Source organism: Comamonas sp. C24C (genome assembly GCF_053345995.1).
Map to the genome: position 1 here is coordinate 61,048 of NZ_JBKFBC010000002.1, position 22,543 is coordinate 83,590.

Sequence of the window (22,543 nt, forward strand, 5' to 3'; positions counted from 1 at the left end):
TCTATATAGCGTCGTTAATTGGTCTGCAAATGGGCATCCTGCCCGCCAATGACCACCAAGCGCTCCGCCACTTCTTCGGCTTCCTCGGCTGCGCCTATTTCCATTGCTTTGGGACGGCGAGTGAAGCAATGCCGGCATGCAGCCGACAAGTCCCAGGAAACCTTGGCCTTTGAGGCGCAGGTTGACAGGACGTACATCTCCGCGATTGAGCGGGGTGTTGCCAATCCGTCCATCGAAACCTTGGCCAGCATCTGTCATGTGCTGGGTGTGACGTTGGCTGAGCTGTTTGAGCCGTTGAGTGATGTCTCGCTGGCTCCGACCGGCGATCGTCGGGCCAATGCGGCGCAGCCACCAGAAATCAAGCGCAGCCGCCTACGCTAATGGTGCTCGCGAGTTGCCTGCTGGGAAGTGACGGCAAACTAGCTGGTGATAGATGCAGAGGGAGCTTCAGGGAAGAATTCCTCGGCAATGACCTCCGCCTCTTCGGGCGAGTCCTCAAGGCTGCCATTCGCATAGCCCTGTCTTGCTGCTTCGTCCAAGGCCTGCTGATCAAACCCCGCCGCTTGGCGTTGTGCTGATAGCTCCTTGGCCTGCGCAATGGCTTCATTCAACGTCAGACCACTGCGAACGATCAGATCCGCGTAGTAGATCGCCGAGCGATGCGACTGCGTCGTGGACTTGCCCCGAAGCTTGAGTTCCAGCGGCATGCCGGCCAGATGCCCGCCCGACACCGCAGCGAAGTACTGCAGCCGGGCAGCCAAGGTCCGGATGCTGTTGAAGCCTGTAGTCCTGAACACAAAGCTGCCCAGCTCATCGCTGTCGCCGATCACCAGATTCAGCCGCCCATAGGGCTTGCAGCCGTCCTGGCCGAAGGCGCAGGAATCCGGGCCAGGGCAGGGCATGGAGGCCAGTCCCTGGCTGGTGACCCGCTTGCAGCTTTCGCCATCGCCCACGCACAGAGGCCGGGCCGTGGAACGGTCGAACAGGGTGTAGTGGGCGCGCAGATTCAGATCGGGATCGTTGAACAGCATCTGCACCGGGATGCTGCGCAGCTTGCGCCGGGCCGGCGTGGTAGCAGTTGCCGTGGCCGTTGCTGCTGCAGGCTGGACTTTGGAATCGGCAGCCTGCTCCGTATCGGCGGCCACGCCCATCTTTTCCTTGAGCGAACGCTTGCCGGTGAGCTGAGAAGGCTGAGCAGAAGCGGGCTGCAGGCCGCTGTCACCTTCTTCACTACCCTCAGATAAGGAAGGCTTCGTGCCTTCCTTTATGCCGCCGGGCTGTGCCTGGCGCAGAGCTTCATCGAGCGGATGCAGGATCCATTGCCCGCGGGCCTGCACCTGGGTGGTGATGGTGAATTCGTCATCCTTCTCGGGCAGGCGCTTGCCATTGCGCTCCACCACCTTGCCGATGGCGATGCGGCCGATCACCGGGGGCGTGATCATCAAACCTTTGATCATGGAATGCTCCAATAAATGAGCCCTCCAGGGCAAGGCCAGGGAGGGCTGGGGGAGAGAGGGGACACCGGGCTGGACTTCGTCCCAAGCGGTTTCACTGCTCGGGCTCGTAAACACAAAACCGCCGTGACCCAGCACGTGGACTCAGATAGCGCTGGGCCAGAGTCGGGTGCTCCTGCACGAACTGGCTGCTGTTGAAGGCCTGGCCGTCCTTGCTGCGCTTCCAGGTGACGGAGCCGCCGCAGGCAAACAAGGCTTTGCTGGCCTCGCCCATGTGCATCTGAATGAGCTGGCGCAAACGGGCTTCCCGTTTTTGCGCTGCATCGAGATCGCAGCGAGCCTGCAGCAACTCTTCAAAGGTAGTGTTGAGCTCCTGGTCCTCGCTCAGATCCACCTGCTCCCCGGTGTCGCTGGAATACAGGCAGCGCAAGGCCTGCTCGGCACTGTCCGATCCATCGCCAGGCGGTGCGATACCGCTTTGGACCATGTCCCAGAATTCCTTCTCCAGCGCAATCAAGCGGGCAATCAGCGCCTCATCCCGCTCGATGCGGAAGATGCGCAATTCCTGACCGCCCACCAGCACCACCACATCGGCGGCGCGCTGGCCCGTCACGGCCAGCTGGTGCAGGACCTGGAGCTGCACATACTCGGGAACGCCATCGCGCCACAGGCGAGCCCCATGGATGCCGGCGGTCTTGCATTCGAGCAACTGCACATCGGGGGCGCCGATCACCTCCCGGTCCACATTGGCCAGCATCCAGGGATGCTCGGGGTGCTGCAGCACCGCATTCACGCGCCGCACCTTACGGCCCGTGCGCTTGGTGTAATGGGCTGCCACGATGGGCTCCAGCAAGGTGCCCCAGAACATGGGGCTGGTGTCGTCCGTGGGATCGACAGCCGGCAACAGATCGCCCTTGCCGGTCTTTTGCATCCACAACTCCAGTTGGGACTGGTAGGGGTTGAGGCCGATGGCCGCTGCGGCATCCGAACTGCCGATGCCGGTTCGGCGCACCTCCAGCCAATCCTCGTGCTCCAGGTCCTTGGTGGAGACCAGGCGCAGGGCGGCCCCCTTGCGGGGAGTGCGGGATGGAGCGGAGGTGGAGCGAACTGCAGGCGCAGCAGGCCCCGAAGGGCTTACCAAGTGCAAAGACATACAAAACTCCTTGGCCCGCAAAAATGCGGGCATAAAAAAGCCGCTTCAATGAGCGGTCTGTGGTGGAGGAAAGAAGAGAAGAGAACTGTCCAAAGAGGGACAAGAAAGCCAATGGGCAAGCACGATCAGGCCACTGGTTCAGGCCACCAGTTGCAGCGCATGGTCCAGGGCTCGCTGCTTGATCACCGCTCCCTGGCCGAACCAGGCACTGTCCAGGCGGTTGTCCTGGCTGCGGGCCTGTTTCTCGTGATCCACGAACTCGGTGACGGCGCACAGCAGGCCCCAGGCCGTATCCTTGGCCGCCTGCATCTCGGCACCACGGCCGTGGCCCTCGTAGAGCGTCTGTACCTTCTTGAGGGCCCGTTCATTGGTCAGGCCCACCGCGGGATCGGAATGCTGGTCCGTATTGCAGATCACCTTGAGGAAATAGTTCATCGCCTCATGGGTCTTGATCTTGCGCTCGGCCAGGGTCTTCATGTGGTACATGAAGCTGTCCCACTGGCCCACGGCCACGCCCAACTGGCGCTTGACCGCCTGGGCATCGAAAGCCGTGCTGTGCGGCACCTTGACGGCACCGACCCCATCGCGCAGCGCAATGGTCAACGTGTTGTTGCACACCACCCGCACCGTCGTCGGCATCGCCACCGTGGCCAGCGTCCCATCGCAGGACGTCGCCAAAAGCAAATAGCCGTTGACCACGTCCTTGCCCTTGAGCGCTGCCGACTTGCCGGTGCGGGCCAGGGCCCAGAACTTGCGCCCGGCCTTGAGCACCCCGGCCGTCTCCAGCTCGTAACCTGCGACCTCGGTCAGATCCCGGTAGAACTCCAGCACTTCACGGGGCTGTACCACCTGGTAGCGGCTGCCCACCACCGACAGCGGAGCTTGCGTATCGCTGCGGTACAGCACCTTCTGTTCGGGAAACTCCTTGGGCTCGGCATAAAGGCCGGACAGCCCGGAAGAACCCGACGCACCATTGGACGCGAGATAACGCACCGGCGTTTCCTGGATACGCCAGTCCATGCCAGCGGCTTGTGCCCAGACATCGATGCTGTGTTTGGCAGGCAGGGCGTGGCCCAGTTCATGCCAAGGGGTCTGGCCGGTATAGGCCATGGTTTCTATGAGATGTGCCATGAGATGATTTCTTTTAATAAATTAAATAAGACTCATTCAATTTTTGAAGTGCAAGAATTGAATGAGTAGTGGAGGTTTAGAAGGTTTGCTTGCAGCTCAAGCAGCGGTAGCGGCACAAAAGCGCCTGGTCCACCTTGCTACCCGCTTTGGCTCCAAGCTCGGCGCCTATAGCACTGCTGGCAAGAGCACATATCACTGCACCTGCAATACCCGTAAAGGCAAAACCCACGGGTCCGACATGCGCAGCAAGCGCCTTTCCAATGTGAAGGCCCCGAAGGGCAGCATTGAAGCCGCCGGTGGCTCCAACGACACATCCGATCACGACATAAGTCTTCTGCGTAGGGGCTCTGATCATGACTTCGGCGCTGCGGCAGAAGGGACAGATGAGAGGCGGCTGTATCAAAGGTTCCAATCAGGACCTCCTTTCAGGAACAAAAAAGCCCCTGCGCAGAGAGCACAGGGGCTTGGTGAGTCAGGTGAGGATCCTAGGTTGGATCCAAGCGAGTGATATGTGTCTGAGATTTTTTTGAATGTAATGGCTCAGCCTGAGCGGGCAGAACGCCGAATGATCGCCACAATGTGGGTGCGGACCTCGTTGCGGTTCTTGCGGACGGCGTTGATGTTTGAGCGGACGTCGATCCTCACATGAGATCGAGATGACGGCCTACTCAAAAAAAGGTGGTCCAACGTATAGAAGGCATGACCGGGGAACAAACCGGGGAACGATGTTTAAATTTGATAGCAAAAACATCAATATAGATAAAGAGAATTTATAGTAATTCAATTGACGCCAGCTCATTTTCCTTTCTGAAAATCAATGAATTAGTATCCAATTGAGTTCAAAGAAATTCAACCTCTGCCAAAAGCTGCAGGGGGAACACGAGGGGGACGAATGACCCAAACGGTAGATTGGCCCCCGTTGTTCCCTCATTTCCCTCTGTAGAGGGCTACTTTTTCGGGAGGTTGTTCCCCCAATGTTGACCGATGCACAGTGCAGAAATGCGACCTGTTCCCCGGTGCCAAGCGAGAGCGCTTTTCCGATGCCGGTGGCCTGTATCTGGAGGTCAGCCCCGGTGGTTCGCGGAGATGGTTCTAGAAATACCGGAAAGATGGTAGAGAAGGTCGGCTGGCCTTGGGTTGCTACCCCCAGGTAAGTTTGTCGACCGCTCTAAAGGCGCGAGATATTGCTCGTCTTCAGAAGTCGGACGGCGTTGATCCCGTCAAAGCTCGCAAAATTGAAAAGCTGGTCAACCCCAACGGTATCGACAGCACGTTCAAGTCGGTTGCCTTGGAGTGGCATGGGAAGCGGGTTTCACACTGGAGTCCTGGCCATGCATGAACGCATGCTTCGGCAGTTGGAGCGCGATTTATTTCCTTGGCTGGGCGAAAGGGAGGGCCTTGTTGCATAAGTCGGCTGAGGCATGCATGCGAGACCCCGCGACTTGGTAGGCTCCCCCATGAGTAAGCCACAGCGGGCGAAGTACCGCACGACGAACTGGACCGAGTACAACGCGGGGGCTCGCGGCTTGATGCGGACCTTCAATGGCAGGCTCCATCGAGTGCAGGACCGGATGGTCGGCTGTGTTCAGTGACGCGGCGATCCAGTTCCGCCTGACGCTCAAGTGCATCTTCGGTCTAGGGCTGCGACAAACCACAGGCCTTGCTGAGAGTCTCTTGCGGCTCGCTAGGCTTGATTGGGCTGTACCTGACTACAGCACCCTGTGCTGGCGCCAGAAGACCTTGAGCGTGACCATCCCCGCACATCCCAACAAGACGGGCCTACACCTGCTGATTGATAGTACCGGCGTGAAGGTGCTGGACGAAGGGGAGGGGAAAACCAAGAAGCATGGCGCTGACTATCGGCGACAGTGGCGCAAGGTTCACCTAGGTATTGACGCACAAACACTAGAGAGATCCGTGCCATCGAAATCACGGACAATGCCATTGATGATGCGCCCATGCTGCCGGAACTACTGGCCCAGATACCACCTGACGAGCCTGTGTGCTCGGTGAGTGCAGATGGAGCCTATGACACCAAAGCTTGCCACGAGGCCATCGCCGGTCGGCAAGCCGCAGCGATCATCCCGACTCGCCGCAATGCGAAGCTATGGACCGATGCCAGAGCGGGGGCACAGGCCCACAACGAGATCCTGAGAACGACGCGCAAGCTCGGGCGCACGATCTGGAAGAAATGGAGCGGTTACCACCGCCGCAGCCTGGTGGAAACCAAGATGGGCTGCTTCAAGCGGCTGGGTGAGCGGGTGACGGCCGGAGACTTCGATCAGCAGGTCACGGAGCTACAGGTCCGTGCATCCATCCTCAACAGGTATACCAGCCTGGGAACGCCTGAGACTGTGCGCGAGGCATAACTGCGCCTGGGGTAAGGGGAGGCTTATGCCGGATTATGCACCAGCGTCACCAAGCGCTAGCACCCATAGCGTTCCATTGCAATGCGTGATTGCGCTGTACACAAAATTAAAGCTTCGACGCGAAAATAAAAAATACGGCGATCAGTCGTCGTGCAGATTTCATTTCAGACATTCGACATCAGCTGCCAAGGTTGCCAGCGCAGATGTCAGGCAATAGAGCCCGAATCGATTCATTTTTGAGTCGATTCGGGCTTTTTTGTTTTTGCGTCTAGACCAGCGTGTGATTTTTCACGGGCATGCGGCCTGCTGGCGGAGCTTTGTCTAACGGAAATACATCTGCAAAACGGATTGAAGGTCGGATCCATTTTTGAGAACTTTTCACGTCACTCAGGAGCATCGGTATGAGACACGGAGACATTTCCAGTAGCAATGATTGCGTTGGCGTAGCGGTAGTCAACTACAAGATGCCGCGTTTGCATACCAAGGCGGAAGTACTGGACAACTGCAGAAAAATTGCAGACATGTTGGTCGGTATGAAGAAGGGCTTGCCAGGGATGGATTTGGTTATCTTTCCTGAGTATTCGACGCACGGGATCATGTATGACTCTAAGGAGATGTATGACACCGCATCGGCCATTCCTGGTGAGGAAACAGAGATTTTTGCTGATGCCTGCCTTCGGGCGAATGTTTGGGGTGTTTTCTCCCTCACAGGAGAGCGCCATGAAGAGCATCCAAATAAGGCACCGTACAACACGCTCGTTCTTATGAACAACAAGGGAGAGATCGTGCAGAAGTACCGCAAGATCATGCCTTGGGTGCCTGTGGAAGGCTGGTATCCGGGTGACTGCACCTATGTGAGCGAAGGCCCGAAGGGGATGAAGATCAGTCTCATCATCTGTGATGACGGCAACTATCCGGAAATTTGGCGTGATTGCGCTATGCGTGGCGCAGAGCTGATCATTCGTTGCCAAGGCTATATGTACCCAGCCAAGGAGCAGCAAATTATGGTCTCCAAGGCCATGGCTTTTATGAACAACTCTTATGTGGCTGTTGCGAATGCTGCAGGTTTTGATGGTGTGTATTCGTACTTTGGGCACTCCGCTCTCATTGGCTTTGATGGACGAACACTGGGCGAAACCGGTGAGGAAGAAATGGGCATTCAATACGCGGAGCTCTCCAAATCACTGATTCGCGACGCACGAAAGAACGGCCAATCCCAAAACCATCTGTTCAAGCTGGTGCATCGGGGCTACACGGGAACGATCAACTCAGGCGATGGCGATAAAGGCGTTGCAACCTGCCCGTACAACTTCTACAGCAAGTGGGTCAGCGACCCAGAAGGCACACGGGAGATGGTTGAGTCTTTCACTCGTACCACAGTGGGCACGCCGGAATGCCCCATTGAAGGCACTCCACACGAAGCACCGAAGCATCACTAACGCAAGCTGCACAGTGTCTTGCCTCTCCTGGTGCTTCCGAGCGGAAGGCAATCCATCTCTTGTGAGGAGACCCCAATATGCTGGGTGTAGCTTTGTTTTTTATTGGTGCAGTGTTGATCGTCAACGGCATTGGTCTGACGGGACGAATCGAAAGCAAGGACTCCGCACCGTTCAATTTGCTAGTGGGGTTGCTGGCCTTTTTTACCAACGCGCTTGGGCTGATTCGGGCCATGGTAGATGCAGATTTTTTTGCTGCGGCAGGAGGTCTGCTTTTCGCCTTTACTTATCTCTATTTGGCTGTCGTGCAATGGTGGGGGCTCAAAGGAGTGGGCTTGGGCTGGTATTGCCTATTTGTGGCAATCAGTGCTTTCGCGTTTGCAGCCACTGCAGGCGATATCCGTGTCATCTTCATGTGGGTGGTGTGGGCGAGTTTGTGGTTCTTCTTCTATGTGGCGCTTGGGCTTGGTAAAACGTTGCGATTCTTGCCGGGGTACACCGTGCTCGTGGGCGTCGTGACTTGCTGGGTTCCGGGTCTGATGATTTTGATGGGGAAATGGTGAAATCAATGAACGCAAAAAGTCATTTGCACGATGCTGTCCATGCAGATCCGTTGGCCGATTTTCGAGTCGAGCTGGCACCGTTCTATAAAGCTGCGGGCAATGAAATAGAGCTTTACGAGCAGGCCTACAAGCATCGTATGCCGTTGATTCTTAAAGGACCGACTGGGTGCGGGAAGACTCGATTTATTGAGCACATGGCTTGGCGCTTAAATAGGCCTCTCATTACGCTGGCCTGTAATGAAGACATGACGGCCTCAGACTTAGTTGGCCGTTATTTGCTGGATGCAGATGGGACAGCATGGCACGATGGGCCGCTGACCATGGCTGTACGTTACGGTGGTATCTGTTATCTCGATGAAGTGGTTGAGGCTCGGCAAGACACCACAGTTATCATCCATCCACTAACGGATGCGCGCCGCGTGCTGCCTCTAGATAAGAAAGGCGAGGTTATTCATGCGCATCCTGATTTTCAGCTAGTGGTCTCTTACAACCCTGGCTACCAAAGCAGCGCTAAGGATATGAAGCCATCTACGCGGCAACGTTTTGCAGCGTTGGAGTTTGACTATCCAAATGCCAGCGTTGAATCAGACATCGTCGCGCATGAGGCAGGAATCGAAATCGGTAAGGCGCAGCGACTTGTGGCTTTGGCACGAAGTACGCGAGAGCTAAAAAACCGAGGGCTGGATGAGGGGGCGTCTACCCGTATGCTGATTTACGCAGGCTTGCTCATGCGTGATGGTGTTTCCGCTGCAGACAGTTGTGATATGACCATCACTCGTGCACTAACGGATGACCCTGAAGCCACGCAGGCGCTGAAAAAGCTGGTGCAAGCGCAGTTCGATTATTGAAGGCGGGTGCACATGACTGTTCAACAAGGGAAAGTTTCGAGCAGGGGGCAATCAGGGCAACGGGTACGTGCGGTTTTGATGGATGATGAAGCTTCGCTGTTTTCGCGACTAACACTGCTGGCATCTGGATTGGCGCTCGCCCCGGTCAATGTCCAAGCATTGCAGGCAGCGAGCACTTTAGGCAGAAGTGTTGGCTTGTTTGCGGCATCAACTTCCAAGTCATCGCCTCTCCGGCCAGTTCTTTTGGCCAGTCAGAGGGCTGCTGCTCCATCTCCGACGCAGTTACTGCTACCGCCGCTTTCAGAGAAAGACAGCGTGGTGCGCGAACGGGTGCACATGGCTATGGTTGCCCACGCTGCTGCTCATTTGCGGTATTCACCAGCACAGAAGCCCAGCAATATTTTGAAGCCCATGGGCATGACGGTTGTCTCAGCGCTTGAAGATGCGCGTGTTGAACGCTTGTTAATTAAGGACTATCCGGGTGTGCGAAGTTGGTTCGAATCGCAGTTACTGAAGGAGCCAGATGAGCTGGATCTCAGCTTCAATGCCTTCATGATTCGCCTTGATCTGATCTTGATGCAACCCGCGCGTCTCAGTAGCAATCATTGGGTCAACAAAGCGCATGAATTATTCGAGCATGCGGCTCAAGAGCATGGACTAGAAGACTATGCCGCATTTCGTGCCATTGCCTCGATCCTAGCCAATGACCTGGGGCAAATGCGAGTGCGGATGGATCCTCAGCACTATGCAACGCCTCTCGCATACAGAGATGACAACAGTTATCTCTGGGAGCACCCTGAATCTGAGGCAGACGACGAGGACTCCATTGCACTGCAAAGTACTGGCGCACGACCTCCGCCACCGCAGCAGGTGCAAAGGGGCGAGCAGGCGGAGATCAATCAACAAGCTTCAAGCGTGGAGTTTGAAATTGCTCGCTTCACTTACCCCGAGTGGGACAGAAAGATTGAGCGAATGAAGTCGGATTGGTGCACTGTGATTGAAAAATTGCCTGGATGGCAGGGGCTGAGCGCAGTGCCAGAGATGGAGGTGCAAGCTGTATCGCGTTTCGGTGCCATGCTTTTACCTAATGCACATCAGCTAGATAGGCGTCACCGGCTTCGCCACCAATGGGAGGGTGACGATGTGGACTTGGATGCGGCGATTGAGGTGCAGGTGGATCGGCGTCTGAATTTGCGCCCTGATCCTCGACTGTTTGCACGGCCAGGCAAGGGGCCGCGCCCAACCAGCATGTTGGTGTTGTTAGATATTTCAGAGTCGGTTAACAACTTGGCGTCTGACGGACAAAGCTTGCTCGATATTGAAAAACAGGCAGCTCTCTTACTTTCGCACTCCAGCGTACAAGGCGTTGATCGGCTCGCGATTCACGCGTTTTCGTCGAATACTCGCTCAGAGGTTAACTACTATAGGTTGCTGGATTTTGGGCAGTCAGCAAGCCAAGCCACGACGGCCATGTTGAGGGCATTGAAAGCTCGCTTTTCTACACGCTTGGGGGCTGCAGTGCGGCATGCCAGTAACTTGTTGCAAGACGAGCCTTCAGGGCAGAGAACGATGTTGGTAGTGACGGATGGTGCTCCAGCTGATGTGGATGTTCATGACAGCCGTTATTTGATTGACGATGCTCGCCATGCTGTGCAGGAGGCTGCACGTGCTGGTGTTCGTGTCAGTTGTTTGGCGGTCGATCCCAATGCCGATGATTACGTTCGACATATCTTTGGATGGCGCAATTTTGGCATTGCTGACCATGCGCACCAGCTTGGTTCACGTCTGACGCAAATGAGTGCCAGACTTGCGGGGGGACGGTAAGTTGAAAGCGCTAAAAGCCATCATGGAGTCGCGGGAGCGAATGCTTGTGTGCAATAAACTTATACGCTGATATCCCAACAATTGATGCTGGCAAGCAGCAAGTGCGTTTCGCTGGCAGAGGCAGGAGATAGGCTTGGCACACAATGACCCCTTGCGCGTTGGCGTTCTTTTTTCTCAAACGGGGACTACATCCACTATTGGCCAATCGCAGCTACAAGGTACTTTGCTTGCGATTGACGAGATCAATAAAGCAGGAGGAGTTCTTGGACGGGAGTTGGTTGCTGTTTGTCGCGATCCGGCATCCATACCGAGCCAGTTTGCGGAGCAAGCTGAACAGCTAATTGTTCAGGAAAAGGTAAACACGATTTTTGGCTGCTACATGTCGAGTAGTCGGAAAGCCGTGATCCCTATTGTTGAGAAATGGAACAAGCTACTATTCTATCCCACGCTCTATGAGGGCTTCGAGTTCTCAGCCAACGTGATCTACACGGGTGCTGCACCTAATCAAAACAGTGTTCAGCTGGCGGATTTCATGACCAGCAGCTTTGGTGCTCGCGTCTACCTTATTGGCTCAGACTATATCTACCCCTATGAGTCCAATCGCATCATGCGTGAGTTGGTGATGCAGCACCCTGAAAGTGAAGTTCTAGGCGAGTGCTATCTACCCCTTGCCGCAACTGAGCATGACTATCGTGCTGTCATGGAGGATGTGCGCCGCAAAAAGCCGGATTTCATTTTTTCTACCGTTGTTGGGGACTCTACTGCTCAGTTGTATCGAGCGTATGCGGATGCTGGGTTCGATCCAAAGGAAATGCCGATTGGCAGCTTGACGACTTCAGAGGCGGAAATAGCACAAATGGGCTTCGACATAGCTGCAGGTCACTACACCGCAGCACCTTACTTCCAGTCGATCGGGTCAGAGGCAAATGTCCAGTGCCTTGCGAGGCTCAGAAAGTTGTTTGGAGATCATTGCCAGCCAAATCTTTGCTGGGAAGCCTCATATTTTCAAGTACACATGTACGCAAATGCGTTTCGAAAAGTGGGGACGGACAATATTGTTGGGCTTCTTCCCGCGTTGCTGGGGAGCGAGTTTGATGCGCCACAAGGCAGGGTCAAAATCGATCCTCACAATCACCATACTTGGCTTTATCCGAGGGTAGGGCGAGCTAACAGCGGCGGTGGATTTACTATCTTGCGCCAGGCAAGACGGGCCGTATCTCCTGATCCTTATTTAGTCACACATTCGTTGGGTGACTGGACAGCAAAGCTGGAGGTGTGAGCGTGACTCGTCAGCAGTCCCCATCTTCAAACGGATTTACCTCTACGGTTGCTCCACCTCAGCGAGCGACGTCACTTCACCTCAAAGAGCTGCGGCAACTGAAGATTACGGTTATGCATCCCGATGATGCAGATGGGACGCTGCTGACGCAGCAGCTAATGCGTATCGGTTGTCAGATACGTACTGTGTGGCCACCTATGCAGCAGTTGCCCAGCGAGACGGATATCGTACTTTTTGCTGTTCGCCCTGACCACCTGCACCTGCATCTCAGTTGGGCGCATTCAGAGGATTCCCCAGCCTTGATTGCTGTGGTGAATTACGAAAATCCAACCATTGTGTCTGCGGTGCTGGATTTGAAAGCACAGGCTATTCTTCCTTCGCCGATACGCTCATTCGGACTGCTCTCAACATTAGTGATTGCGCGCAAGGCACATAAAGAAACGCGCCAGTTGCAGCAACACATTGCGAAGTTGCAAGGCAAGCTGCAGGGGCAGCGAAAGCTCGCGGATGCAAAAGCCATTTTGATGAGTACTCACCAAGTGACTGAGGAGCGAGCATATGAAATGCTACGGATGCAAGCAATGAATAAGCGTATGTCAATTGAAGATGTTGCCAATGCCATCATCGAAGCTTGTGATTTACTGGGACTGAAATCCAACGCTTGAGGCAAGGACTAGGGCGTGCAACCCTCGCTAGTCTTGACCGAGGTGGATGTAGTGTCGAAGTTAACACTGGATCTTACAGAGACCTTCACAACGAATCATCGAGAGGCTGCTCTGCAGCGATCGCTGTCAGCCGGTTGTCCTGCGTCAATGCCCGTTCTCGACCGCACTTCGGACGTTCAGCTGACACCAACGAATCTACAGCGATTGATGTCGCTGGCTCCTCAGACGCCACTATGAGCACGATCTGAGCAATGCGCCGCTCCATGTCGATGTGCCCCCCGCGCAGCGCTTGGAGTTCACCGGGCCGCAAGCCGGTGTTGAACCAGAATTGGATCATTGGCCGCTCAGCCTAGCGGTATGCCAGCAGGATCTGCTCGCGTTCGTCCTGTGTGAATGGCTGAATCACATAGTCGCTGGCCTTGCTGATGCAGTCCATTCCAGAGAACCAGTTACACAGCAGGCTGGGCAGGACCTGGCCCACCTGCAGCCATACCGGCGGCACATGCGCTATCCAGTGATGGGCATAGCGTAGCCGTTGTAGGTGGGCGGGGACATCTGCTCGTTCTTCGCCTGACGGGCCTAGGTGTTCAGCTGCTTTCGCAGCAACGTTTCCATGGGTGGATTGATTTTGGAAGGAGCTACAGCCTTGGGACTGCCCGGGAAGTAGTCAGTCTAGGAATAGGTACCGTCGACAATCTTGCGCCGGCTCTCATCGCGCAAGGAGGCTGCTCCTGTTGATTGAGCAAGGTGGCGTCAGCTTGGGACATTCCTGCCCCTCCCACGTGAAGGCAACCTGTAACCTGTCGCCGAAGACGAGGGGGCGAACCTTCACGCCGGGTGGTGTTGTTTTGGCAGGTGGTCTTTTATCCATTGACCGGCTTCTTTAATGTTGACGTAAAGGCATCGGTGAACGATGGCGACCTGGGCCTCTTCGCGCTAGGTGCCGGACTTTTTGCTCTGTTTGACCGTCTCTCGCGTGACTCTCGTGAGTTCCTCATGCTTGGAAGTCCAAACCCGCTCAGGAGCGTTGCCGGATACATCGTTGACAGCGGGTGTGGCATCTTGCATATCTGAATGTTTCATGAATCGAGGCTCAATTTGGGTTGGGAATAAAGTGATTGACTGCTTGAAAACGCACGTGTGCGGTCGTGGGCTGGTGCTTAATTGTCAGCCGGCATTTCGGTGCACGGCTGGAGTGACTGGCTTTGGGCTGTGCGATTTATTGATTGCAGAATGCAAAAAACACGCATAGTGGTGGACTATGGGTAAACTTCTGCTGATTAGTTCAGTGGGGCATGTATGGACCAAATGGATGCCGGTGCAACGTACGCAATGAGCCCGCGCAGGGTTGTGTTTGAGTATCAGGCCAACAATGAAGCTCGATCGGCGGCTATCAGTGGCGATGCGCTCGAGCGCTTGACAGGGGCCAAGGACCTTGCCGGAGCGCAGCAGAACCTGGCGGCCTACCGAGACCATTGGCAAGCAATCCATGGGCTGGCCGCGACAAAGCACGGTCAGGGCCAGGAGCCTGTCGTCATTCGTGTGGGCGATATTCCAGCCCCATAAAGCGGCGAGGGGCCAGGGTTGAGCCTTTTTGATCTCTTGAAGCTGAACCTCTGGGCAACCGGTCTTGCTGGCTATCGCTTTACATTGCTGGACTGCATCATCAGATGGCTGCTTGTCGTCTGTGTTTGTTCCGTTTAGGCAATCCGCTCGTGCGTCTATCTTGCCTCTTGCCGTTTTCCGGGGTGGACGCCTGAAACGCGCCAGCCTTTGTGGTCTGGCATGCAGTCAGCCCTTGATCACAGCGCATTTGATTTCAGGTCGCGCGGCTTCTATCTGTGCGCAGTCTATATGTCATTTATATGAAATCAATAGACTCACTATCAATTGAAAAACATGTATAGTAAAAAATAATAAATTGAAACAAATTGTAATATATGATTGGTGAGGCTCGGTTGTAGGTTGGCAACATCTACTTGGTTTAAAAGCATGGAGTAATTTAAATTGGTAGATGTGGAAAATAAAGAGCAGGCTCACTATAGAGAAGTGGAGTGGCTGGGAAAGAAGTTTCCGAAGAGTGATCGAGCCATAAAAATCAGACTACTTCTGCAGTTGAATACTCTGGTATGTACCTCGCTCGGAATTTTCTGGACTATATGCTATTCGTTCTTCTCAAGAATTGATCTGGCTTTAATTTTTGTAGCCTTGTTTTTTGTCGGTGTCTGTTCTTATTTTTCGGCAAAGAAATTTAGCTATCAATATCTTGCAGGTATAGCGCATGCACTGCTGTTGATCGTGATCGCCATCTCTTTGATTGACAGTCCTATCGAAGATGTTCCGCGCTCTGCCCATGTGTACTTTTTACCGCTGGCAATTGGGGTGGTGTTTGTCTTTAATCAGAAAGACAAATATATGGGGATCATCTTCCCAAGGTTGTGTTTGATTCTCTTTGCAATCTTCGGCGTCGGACTCATGGATATGGATGTTTCCAGTATTTCTCCGCCTGAGAATATTCGATGGATTGGCTGCATTAGCAACTATTTATTTTCCACGTTGATTCTCGCCTGCATCCTGAAAATCTATATTGCAAATTTGAATGAAAAGGTCGACTTGGCATTCAATCTGGCGCAAGCTGTTTCCAAGAATGAAATAGTGGTTCACTATCAGATTCAAGTGGATAAATATGGCAAGCCTTTGGGGGCAGAGGCTCTTGTCAGATGGATGCACCGAGAGCGCGGTCTTTTATCTCCGGACAAATTTATTCCACTGGCAGAAGAGAGTTTTGTGATCAGAGATATTGGGCTGGAAGTTCTGCGTCAGTCCTGTCATCTGCTGAGAGAGTGGTCCGAAGATCCCTTGCTGCAGAATAAGTATATTGCGGTCAATGTGAGTCCGGTGCAACTCATTGATGATGATTTTGTGTCTGATGTCATCAAGGTTGTACAGGCGGCGGGAGTCGATCCAGGCTTGATAGAACTTGAGCTGACAGAGTCGGCTTTGAGCATGGATGCTGAAAAAGCAAGTTCGAAAATTCAGCAGTTGAGAGACTTTGGTATCCGATGGGCTCTCGATGATTTTGGCTCGGGGTTCTCATCGCTCGCCATACTGAAGTCTTTGCCGGTCCAGAAAATCAAGATCGACAGGCAGTTCATCAAGGATGCCAAGTCAAGCGAGTCCTCGAAGAACCTGCTGAAAAAGATCCTGGAGATTTCCGAGCTGATGGGGATGGAGGCTATCGTCGAGGGGGTTGAAGATCACAGCCAGCACACCATGCTCGTTGATCTGGGATATTCGCAATTTCAGGGCTATCTCTTCGGACGCCCCAATCCGGCCTCAGTCTTGACCGATTCCATCAGGTCGCGCGGAGGCTGATCGGCTGGAGCGAGCTTCTTCCCCGAGTGCATCCATCAGATCGGGAATCAGGCGTGAACGCTCGCCCGTGGCAATGCTCACATCGGTGCCGAAGCCGCCGTCGTCCTGGCTACTGGGATCCATCGCCGCATCCCGCAGCGTGATGTTCTTGATCTGGAAGTCTTCGGCATGCACGAAGCCCACCCGGTCCTCCCTGGTCATGGCCAGTCTGATGCGGAGCTGGCCGTGCTCGATGTGTTGGCGGACTTCGTCAATATCCAAGGGGTGGTGGGTGTAGCGCACGACAGCCTAGGATTCGTCGCAGGCTTTCAACTCTGCCTCGCGGTCGGCTCTGAAGCCCGCGGGTGGCTCCTGGGTGATCAGCCAGTGTGCCATGGCGGCCTGTGGGCGGATCTGAGTATCCACCAACGCCACCGTAAAGCCGGGCAGGCCTTTAACCAGCAGCGTGGCGATCTCATCGGCGCGGCTTTGGGCACTTGTGTCCATGACCTGGGTACACGGACAGCAGGTCGACCCATACCCACATGCCGTCTTGCTTGGTGAAGGCCATGGGCAGCAGGTCCAGCTTGGCCTCGTCCTTGAGTTCGCGGCGCTCTGTCTTGAAGCGCATCGCATCAGCCACTGTCCGTCCAAGGATTCGATCAGAGGGCCGTACTGCTCACCGCGCGGCGGTGCCCAGCTGGCGGAGTGGTGCCAAATTCGTCAAAGATGGCATCCTCTAGCGCCTGCAGGCCGCCTTGCCAGCGATCAGTAATGCGGTAAATGCTCATGTTTTTAAACATCGCTGCTCCTGAATGAGTCCGCCGTTGGTGGGCATTCTTCGAGTTGATGAACTCTTACAGGGGAACATCGCCTTACATAGATGCTTCCTGAGAGGGATAGGCTGTTGGCAGCAACACTTGTAGAAAGGGCTGCCATGAAAGAGCTATTTGCACTGGCTGCGGTCACCTTGATGCTGGCTGGATGCGCGACTCAGGCGCCTGTGAACGGACAGGGTGTGAAGCCGGGCCCCCTCCAGACGGAGAGGAATGCAGATCAGGATCTTCGAAACAACGAGATCCTGCAGCCAGGTCGCTCAGGCGACTTTGACAATGATTGGGGCAGAGAGAAGGCACCAGATCACGGCAATGAGGGCCATGAAAATCAAGGCAGCTTGTGGCCATGGCCAGGTTCGGGATTGAGCGGCGGAGCTACGTACCCGGGCGGACATAGTTGGGGCTATTAGGGTGAAGGCATGGGTGCATCTCGGGCGCAGTGGTCTTGCTGTGCAGCCCCCGGCATGCTGCCGGGCATCCTTGCGCGCCTGCACATCACCTTGCCAAGTATTGAGAATGCGCATAACTGATTAAGCGTCTTGAGCGCGGTGGCCAATCCCCGCTGTTGTGACTATGGTTTTCCACTAAAAATTGAAATAATTCGACCGGTTAGGTTCAAGAGAATGACTTGATTGCTATCAAAATGAGATAGATAAATTGCGTTTTTAATAATCGAAGCAGGCCATGAAATTCAGAGCTATTGCAGTTGGTATAGCGGCAATTTGCACTACTTCATTTGCTTTGGAGTGCTTTGGGCAGAGCTCGAATGCTGTTGCCAGTGAGGTCAACAAAGCCGCTTCAGAGTCTTTGAGGATTTATCGAAGTCATGGCATGGCGGGGCTGAAGGGGGCGGTGTCGGAGTGCTGGCGACAGCCGCGTGATTTCTGTCTTTATCTGGACGTGGCTTCGCAGCGGATTGCTGCCAATGCGAACCGCAGCGGCACGGCTGTTGACAAGTATTTCTACACGTCGGCCTCGTTGGAGCGGGCCCATGTTTGGCTCTCGCTGAGTGCCCGAAGCCCCACAGCCAATGTCCAATATCTGCAGGCGGTAGAACAAGTCATGGATAGCCTCCTGCGCACCCAGCAAGAAAAAATGACTTTCAAAGTTCAGTAGTTTCTGGTCGGTGCCTGTTTCGGGCTAGCCAGGGTTTCCGTTCAGTACGTCAGCATGGCGGCTCTGACTAGTGCCACTCCGAAAATAACCGGCTGAGTGAAAATTCGGTGTATTTCTTGCTGCACTGCAATAATTCAAGACGCCGCCAGGCCCAAAATTGACCACAGATAGCAACTTGAGTGATTGGAGATGCTGTTTGTGTGTCATGTCATGAAAATAAAAGCCTTTGCGTGCCTGCTGACATCCATCTATTTGGTCACCCTGTCTGGCGGAGTACTGGCAAAGGAAGCCAGCTCCATTGCCAGCGATGTGAGGAAGGCCGTGTCTGACTCGCTGCAGGTCTACAAGCAGGGCGGCGTATCAGGTTTGACCAGCGCGGTGTCCGACTGCTGGAGAGCGCCGCGTGACTTCTGTCTTTACCTGGACTTTGCGTCGCATCGTATTGCTGTGGGCGCGACGTATACAGGCACTACGCTGGACGAGTACTTCTACGCTGCATCCGTGTCGCAGCGAGGACGAACCTGGCTCGCACCCAATGGCCGCGGGCAACTGGCGAATGACCAGTACTTGTATGCGGTGGATCAGGTTATGGCCCGCAGCCTGCTCGCCCATCGGGACAGGATGTTCAAAGGCAGCCCCTGAGCGGTTCAGGCATACGAACTGGGTAGGCAAACCGGCGGTTCAACAAGAACTTACAAGCCGGGGGCGCAGCGGGACTAGCCTGAGAGACTTCACTTTCTCAAGGGGTTGTCATGAAAGCGCTACTTCTGATTACGGCAGTTGCCAGCATGCTGGCCGGGTGTTCGATGATGCCAGGGCGTGATTCGGGCTCGATGCCAGCCCAGGGAGCCAGCCAGCCCATGGGCTCAATGAGCATGGGGGAAGACAGTGATCGCTGGATGTACGGCCGCAACATGCAACCATGGACTGGCGGGGATGGCCCGTTCTTCGTGCGCAGCAATATGTAGTGGAAGCGCAGGCAGCGCCGTGGTCATAAGGGCTTTTCTTTCAGGCATTGCAAGGTCCTGTCGTCCATCCACTGGGCATGTATGCCCGGACGTACCAACTCATAGCGCAGTGCCTTGATGGGGAGGGAGGGTTCATCCGCCTGGGCGCAAGGGCTGGCCAGCCAGGTCAGTCCCATGCAGAGGGCGACGATGAGAGTCAGGCCTTCAAGAACAGGTGTCATGAGTGGCTTCGTAGCGCTGGGCGAGCAGGGATCAATCTTGCGGCGGTCGAGTCTAGATAGGCTATCCATCGGGCGTGAGTGCCATCACTACGGCCGCACCGATCAGGCAGAAAAAAGTCGAAGAGCGTCAGCGCCCACTGCAGGGCAATCAGCAGCTTTGTCTCAGGGCCGGTGCGTGCAGGAGCAGGGCCGCTAGTCCCAGCGCAAGAGCCAGGGTGTCGGGGCGCTGGCCATTGCACAAGCCTTTTTCTCGCGCAGGCGCTGCACGAGGTCTTCATCAATGGGTCGGTGGTCGGTTCGGGTAGACATGGGATTTCGTGTAGGCAAAGCAAAAGAGCCCGCGAGCGAATGCTGCGGGCTGATATCAAGACCGTTACTGATGGCAGGTATGGGGGAATATTTGTTTACAGGCCGGTCTGACTATGAGTTCTAGACTGGTGGCAACAACCAACTAGGAGTTGCCATGAAGAAACTGTCTGCTCTGGCTGCTGTGCTGGCCGTTGCTACATCATTGGGTGGATGCATCGTTGCTCCGCACGATGGGTACTACGGTCACGGCCACGGAGGCCGTTACGACAACGATCGTGGGGGGCGTTATGAATACGAGCAGGGTCGCTGGGATAACGACCGAGACCAGAGACCTTACAGGCCCGACAGACGCCCTGATGACCGCTGGCGCTCGCAGTACTGAACTTGTGGCCAGTTACCGCTGAATAAAAGCCCGACCAGCGAGGTGAACTCACGGTTCAGTGAGGCAGGAGTGCGGTGATGGCGCTACGGTTCACCAGACGAGGGGGCCGGCTACAGGTTTGTGCACTTGGGTTAGGAAGGGGGCTGCGCCATCTGGTGTGACCACTTTCGCCACGACGCACAGCACGCACCGTGCTTCTAATCGAGGGCAGCGCAGGCCCATTCCTGGGCTGTAGTACCTGCTTGAGTAGTTTACACCGGATAGCACCGCTACTTTCCCGGAGTGGCCATGATGGGCGCCTGTGGCCGGTGCGATTGCCCTCTTGCAGTTTTTCAGCCAGGCCCTTGCAGGCCTGGTTTGCAATAACCGAAGAGTAGACCACCCGGCTTGCGGTCTGCCGATGGCGGTACCTTGGACTACCCAACTCCACGCCCGGTTTAGTTCTTCAGCGCCACGCTCTTTCTTGATGGCCCCGCTAAAGCCCTGTGAGGGAGGGCATATACGTGCCACATGTTGGCTAAATGCTCACATTTTTGAATCTCCGTTATGCAGTGGCGACATGTCGTTCGGCGGGGTGCCCGCCTCAATCGAGAGTCTGATCCTGGCCATCGCTATCGCGCAGTGGGCCATGATCTTGAGGAGGGCGCCGTTGTTCTCGGGATTCTCAAAGTCGTTGACCACGATGGCCGGATAACCAAGACGACAGCTAATGACATCTCTTGATAAGCTGTTTATTTCAAACGGAAGCTCTGCGAGCAAGGCTCTGGTTTAAGCAGCGGCCGCCAGCTCAGGCTGGCACAGAGGTGACCTTTGGATGCCCGTCATTGCTCGACACTTGTGGCTGCACTTCATGAAAGCCACTCCGTATGTACATACAGCCGCTTTTTTCCATTGCTGAGGTCAGCGCGTTGCAGCAGGTCATGCATGACTACCCACTCGCGACAGTGATTGCGGAAGGTGCCGGCGAAGTGGAAATCAATCTGCTGCCGCTGCTGTGGGTTAAGGGGAGTTCGTTCGGACGGCTCGCAGGGCATGTGAGCCGCAGTCATCACCTGTTTTTAAAGGGCCCCAGCATCAGGACAGTGACCGCCATCTTCCAGAGCCCGAATGCCTATATCTCGCCCAAGTGGTACATCAACGGGCAGCGAAGCGGACGAAATGCCCCAAGCTGGAACTACGTGGCGGTTCAAGCGCAGGGCCGCATTCGATTCGTCGATGATGCTGTGTGGATGCGTGAGCACCTGAATGCCTTAACCCATTCCCAAGAGGCGTCGCGGAAAGAGCCATGGTCACCCACTCAAGCTAATCCTGAGTTCTTGGAGTCTGTGGCGGCGCGTCTCATTGGTTTCGAGGTGGATATAGAAAACCTGTGTGGCAAGCGATTCTTGTCCCAGCAGCGCACGGCCGCGGATCGGGAGAGTCTGGTTCAGCATCTGGCCCAGGACCCCGGGCCTGGAGCGTTCGCCTTGTCCCAGCTGATCAAACCCTAGCGAGTTCAGACAAACCGCAGAGCCCTGATCCAAGACGCTCTGGTCTGCGCCCCTGATGTCGCTCAGGAACTGGCGCCGATTGCTCGTTGGGCGTTGTTGCGCTTGGCCTCCCGGAATGTCTCGTCGCCGTATAGAACCCAGCGGATGGATTTCGCGTGGCCTTCGAGGTTTCTGTTGCCGGTCTTATTCGGGGGCAGAGCAGAACTGACTTGAGTGAACGACGATCTTTTGTGTCCCGCTACTACCTGCGGTGCCTGTGTTTACCCAGCCGTGCCGCGGCATGAGCCAGGGCGCAGGCCCGATCTCCTGGCACTTATCGGAGCGGTTTTCCGCGATGGATGAGGTATGGAAATGCGAGTCTTATGTTGTCAAGAGAAACGAGCCAACGAACTATTTTTACTAGCCTGAAGAGTGGCGTGCTGCAAAAGCCCGCACTGGCCGAGCTGTTGGCACTTGAACCCCGGGCGGGAGCGGCGCACTATTGAGGCATCACGCGCTTCAAGGAGAGCGGCGATGTCTACCCTCATGATGCAGATGGTTGGTCTGTGGATCCTGGCCGTACTGGTGGCCTGGGTGATCAATGAAATCCGAGACGACTGGTGGGCGTAAAAAAGCCCGCTAGATGCGGGGCTGAAACTTACAGATAGTTTATGGCTGACCGGAGCAGCTGCAGCGTACCTCCATAGGCGGCCGCTTATCGTGTTTGGCCGTGAGATAAGCTCGGCTACCCTAAAAAACAGACCGAGAGACATGGGACTAGAGTACAAGATCAAATTTTCTGTGCCAAGCAGCTACGACCCCGCAGCCTTGCTACGAAAGCTGCCAAACGCAGCAAATAGAGAGTTGATGTGCGACGCGTACGGCTTCGCTGTAGAGCCGGACGGATTCTATTTCATTGATCACTTGGTGGATCGCACCTTAGCGGCCATGGCGCTGCAAAGCTTGCTTGATGAGGCTCTGAGATTCACGGATTCGATTGAACTGACTCAGCTGTAGTCCATGTGTCGCTTTATGCATGCGCAGATGCGGTTGCTCATTACATGGTCACAGGCTTGGGACGCCTAGAATTTGGCGATGAAAAGCAAGGCGCCTACTCCTCAAATTAGACCTGCGTCCGTCTCCGATGTGGATGCTATGTTCAGAGT

Annotated in this window: 20 protein-coding genes and 2 pseudogenes; 15 read left to right on the forward strand and 7 right to left on the reverse strand. The window is 55.2% G+C overall.

Annotated elements, in window-relative coordinates; translation table 11 throughout:
* Positions 1-48 precede the first annotated feature (48 nt).
* Positions 49-381: a helix-turn-helix transcriptional regulator gene (locus tag ACLBXN_RS04020; RefSeq protein ID WP_120970428.1), complete on the forward strand. Its 333-nt coding sequence runs from the start codon at positions 49-51 to the stop codon at positions 379-381.
* 38 nt (positions 382-419) lie between these two features.
* On the opposite strand, the gene ACLBXN_RS04025 is transcribed toward ACLBXN_RS04020, so the two are convergent.
* The 3 genes from ACLBXN_RS04025 to ACLBXN_RS04035 all read right to left on the reverse strand — a co-directional run bounded on the left by ACLBXN_RS04025 (position 420) and on the right by ACLBXN_RS04035 (position 3,738).
* Positions 420-1,457 (reverse strand): recombination directionality factor, encoded by a 1,038-nt coding sequence (locus ACLBXN_RS04025; RefSeq protein ID WP_447611232.1) that lies wholly within the window; start codon positions 1,455-1,457, stop codon positions 420-422.
* A 91-nt stretch (positions 1,458-1,548) separates the two neighbouring features.
* Positions 1,549-2,607: a YqaJ viral recombinase family nuclease gene (locus ACLBXN_RS04030; protein WP_447611233.1), complete on the reverse strand. Its 1,059-nt coding sequence runs from the start codon at positions 2,605-2,607 to the stop codon at positions 1,549-1,551.
* Between the two features lie 138 nt (positions 2,608-2,745).
* Entirely contained in the window at positions 2,746-3,738 is a 993-nt protein-coding gene (locus ACLBXN_RS04035; RefSeq protein ID WP_447611234.1) for a DUF932 domain-containing protein, read from the reverse strand.
* 1,156 nt (positions 3,739-4,894) lie between these two features.
* On the opposite strand from ACLBXN_RS04035, the gene ACLBXN_RS04040 reads away from it, so the two are divergent.
* The 8 genes and pseudogenes from ACLBXN_RS04040 (at position 4,895) to ACLBXN_RS04075 (ending at position 12,722) form a co-directional block, all read left to right on the forward strand.
* On the forward strand, positions 4,895-5,077 hold the full coding sequence (locus ACLBXN_RS04040) for a hypothetical protein (RefSeq protein WP_447611600.1): 183 nt from the start codon (positions 4,895-4,897) through the stop codon (positions 5,075-5,077).
* 118 nt (positions 5,078-5,195) lie between these two features.
* Positions 5,196-6,107, forward strand: a pseudogene (locus tag ACLBXN_RS04045) (IS5 family transposase).
* A gap of 401 nt (positions 6,108-6,508) precedes the next feature.
* Entirely contained in the window at positions 6,509-7,546 is a 1,038-nt protein-coding gene (locus ACLBXN_RS04050; RefSeq protein ID WP_447611235.1) for an aliphatic amidase, read from the forward strand.
* A 77-nt stretch (positions 7,547-7,623) separates the two neighbouring features.
* Complete coding sequence (locus tag ACLBXN_RS04055; RefSeq protein ID WP_447611236.1) at positions 7,624-8,106, forward strand: AmiS/UreI family transporter; 483 nt, start codon at positions 7,624-7,626, stop codon at positions 8,104-8,106.
* Positions 8,100-8,954: an AAA family ATPase gene (locus tag ACLBXN_RS04060; RefSeq protein ID WP_447611237.1), complete on the forward strand. Its 855-nt coding sequence runs from the start codon at positions 8,100-8,102 to the stop codon at positions 8,952-8,954. Before ACLBXN_RS04055 ends, ACLBXN_RS04060 begins: the two co-directional genes overlap by 7 nt.
* A 12-nt stretch (positions 8,955-8,966) precedes the next feature.
* The gene (locus ACLBXN_RS04065) at positions 8,967-10,778 is read left to right on the forward strand and encodes a VWA domain-containing protein (RefSeq protein WP_447611238.1); all 1,812 of its coding nucleotides are present in this window, start codon (positions 8,967-8,969) and stop codon (positions 10,776-10,778) included.
* A 133-nt stretch (positions 10,779-10,911) separates the two neighbouring features.
* Entirely contained in the window at positions 10,912-12,057 is a 1,146-nt protein-coding gene (locus ACLBXN_RS04070; protein WP_447611239.1) for a transporter substrate-binding domain-containing protein, read from the forward strand.
* A 2-nt stretch (positions 12,058-12,059) separates the two neighbouring features.
* Positions 12,060-12,722 (forward strand): ANTAR domain-containing response regulator, encoded by a 663-nt coding sequence (locus ACLBXN_RS04075; RefSeq protein WP_447611240.1) that lies wholly within the window; start codon positions 12,060-12,062, stop codon positions 12,720-12,722.
* A gap of 85 nt (positions 12,723-12,807) precedes the next feature.
* On the opposite strand, the gene ACLBXN_RS04080 is transcribed toward ACLBXN_RS04075, so the two are convergent.
* Both ACLBXN_RS04080 and ACLBXN_RS04085 read right to left on the reverse strand, forming a co-directional pair.
* Complete coding sequence (locus ACLBXN_RS04080; protein ID WP_447611241.1) at positions 12,808-13,059, reverse strand: hypothetical protein; 252 nt, start codon at positions 13,057-13,059, stop codon at positions 12,808-12,810.
* A gap of 12 nt (positions 13,060-13,071) precedes the next feature.
* Positions 13,072-13,224 (reverse strand): hypothetical protein, encoded by a 153-nt coding sequence (locus ACLBXN_RS04085; protein ID WP_447611242.1) that lies wholly within the window; start codon positions 13,222-13,224, stop codon positions 13,072-13,074.
* A gap of 797 nt (positions 13,225-14,021) precedes the next feature.
* Here ACLBXN_RS04085 and ACLBXN_RS04090 point away from each other — a divergent pair.
* Together ACLBXN_RS04090 and ACLBXN_RS04095 are read left to right on the forward strand one after the other, a co-directional pair.
* A complete protein-coding gene (locus tag ACLBXN_RS04090) occupies positions 14,022-14,288 on the forward strand; it encodes a DUF1488 family protein (RefSeq protein ID WP_043008994.1) in 267 nt (88 codons plus the stop codon).
* A 450-nt stretch (positions 14,289-14,738) separates the two neighbouring features.
* The gene (locus ACLBXN_RS04095; RefSeq protein WP_447611243.1) at positions 14,739-16,097 is read left to right on the forward strand and encodes an EAL domain-containing protein; all 1,359 of its coding nucleotides are present in this window, start codon (positions 14,739-14,741) and stop codon (positions 16,095-16,097) included.
* On the opposite strand, the pseudogene rdgC reads toward ACLBXN_RS04095, so the two are convergent.
* A pseudogene (gene rdgC / locus ACLBXN_RS04100) lies at positions 16,059-16,879 on the reverse strand (recombination-associated protein RdgC). The gene ACLBXN_RS04095 and the pseudogene rdgC sit on opposite strands and share 39 nt — an antisense overlap.
* A 717-nt stretch (positions 16,880-17,596) precedes the next feature.
* Between rdgC and ACLBXN_RS04105 the strand changes: the two are divergent.
* Both ACLBXN_RS04105 and ACLBXN_RS04110 read left to right on the forward strand, forming a co-directional pair.
* On the forward strand, positions 17,597-18,028 hold the full coding sequence (locus tag ACLBXN_RS04105) for a hypothetical protein (RefSeq protein WP_447611244.1): 432 nt from the start codon (positions 17,597-17,599) through the stop codon (positions 18,026-18,028).
* Positions 18,029-18,217: 189 nt separating this feature from the next.
* On the forward strand, positions 18,218-18,670 hold the full coding sequence (locus ACLBXN_RS04110) for a hypothetical protein (RefSeq protein ID WP_447611601.1): 453 nt from the start codon (positions 18,218-18,220) through the stop codon (positions 18,668-18,670).
* A 349-nt stretch (positions 18,671-19,019) separates the two neighbouring features.
* Here the strand turns inward: ACLBXN_RS04110 and ACLBXN_RS04115 are convergent, their stop codons facing one another.
* Positions 19,020-19,217, reverse strand: coding sequence for a hypothetical protein (locus ACLBXN_RS04115; RefSeq protein WP_447611245.1), 198 nt, complete (start codon positions 19,215-19,217; stop codon positions 19,020-19,022).
* Positions 19,218-20,774: 1,557 nt separating this feature from the next.
* Between ACLBXN_RS04115 and ACLBXN_RS04120 the strand changes: the two genes are divergently transcribed.
* Both ACLBXN_RS04120 and ACLBXN_RS04125 read left to right on the forward strand, forming a co-directional pair.
* On the forward strand, positions 20,775-21,398 hold the full coding sequence (locus ACLBXN_RS04120) for an FMN-binding negative transcriptional regulator (RefSeq protein WP_447611246.1): 624 nt from the start codon (positions 20,775-20,777) through the stop codon (positions 21,396-21,398).
* 750 nt (positions 21,399-22,148) lie between these two features.
* Entirely contained in the window at positions 22,149-22,394 is a 246-nt protein-coding gene (locus ACLBXN_RS04125) for a hypothetical protein (protein WP_447611247.1), read from the forward strand.
* The last annotated feature ends 149 nt before the right edge of the window (positions 22,395-22,543 follow it).

Bases quoted from the DNA above. Each gene is read 5' to 3' on its own strand.
- ACLBXN_RS04020 (WP_120970428.1), top strand. From the start codon at position 49: ATGACCACCAAGCGCTCCGCCACTTCTTCGGCTTCCTCGGCTGCGCCT.
- ACLBXN_RS04025 (WP_447611232.1), bottom strand. From the start codon at position 1,457: ATGATCAAAGGTTTGATGATCACGCCCCCGGTGATCGGCCGCATCGCC.
- ACLBXN_RS04030 (WP_447611233.1), bottom strand. From the start codon at position 2,607: ATGTCTTTGCACTTGGTAAGCCCTTCGGGGCCTGCTGCGCCTGCAGTT.
- ACLBXN_RS04035 (WP_447611234.1), bottom strand. From the start codon at position 3,738: ATGGCACATCTCATAGAAACCATGGCCTATACCGGCCAGACCCCTTGG.
- ACLBXN_RS04050 (WP_447611235.1), top strand. From the start codon at position 6,509: ATGAGACACGGAGACATTTCCAGTAGCAATGATTGCGTTGGCGTAGCG.
- ACLBXN_RS04055 (WP_447611236.1), top strand. From the start codon at position 7,624: ATGCTGGGTGTAGCTTTGTTTTTTATTGGTGCAGTGTTGATCGTCAAC.
- ACLBXN_RS04060 (WP_447611237.1), top strand. From the start codon at position 8,100: ATGGTGAAATCAATGAACGCAAAAAGTCATTTGCACGATGCTGTCCAT.
- ACLBXN_RS04065 (WP_447611238.1), top strand. From the start codon at position 8,967: ATGACTGTTCAACAAGGGAAAGTTTCGAGCAGGGGGCAATCAGGGCAA.
- ACLBXN_RS04080 (WP_447611241.1), bottom strand. From the start codon at position 13,059: ATGATCCAATTCTGGTTCAACACCGGCTTGCGGCCCGGTGAACTCCAA.
- ACLBXN_RS04090 (WP_043008994.1), top strand. From the start codon at position 14,022: ATGGACCAAATGGATGCCGGTGCAACGTACGCAATGAGCCCGCGCAGG.
- ACLBXN_RS04105 (WP_447611244.1), top strand. From the start codon at position 17,597: ATGAAATTCAGAGCTATTGCAGTTGGTATAGCGGCAATTTGCACTACT.
- ACLBXN_RS04110 (WP_447611601.1), top strand. From the start codon at position 18,218: ATGCTGTTTGTGTGTCATGTCATGAAAATAAAAGCCTTTGCGTGCCTG.
- ACLBXN_RS04115 (WP_447611245.1), bottom strand. From the start codon at position 19,217: ATGACACCTGTTCTTGAAGGCCTGACTCTCATCGTCGCCCTCTGCATG.
- ACLBXN_RS04120 (WP_447611246.1), top strand. From the start codon at position 20,775: ATGTACATACAGCCGCTTTTTTCCATTGCTGAGGTCAGCGCGTTGCAG.
- ACLBXN_RS04125 (WP_447611247.1), top strand. From the start codon at position 22,149: ATGGGACTAGAGTACAAGATCAAATTTTCTGTGCCAAGCAGCTACGAC.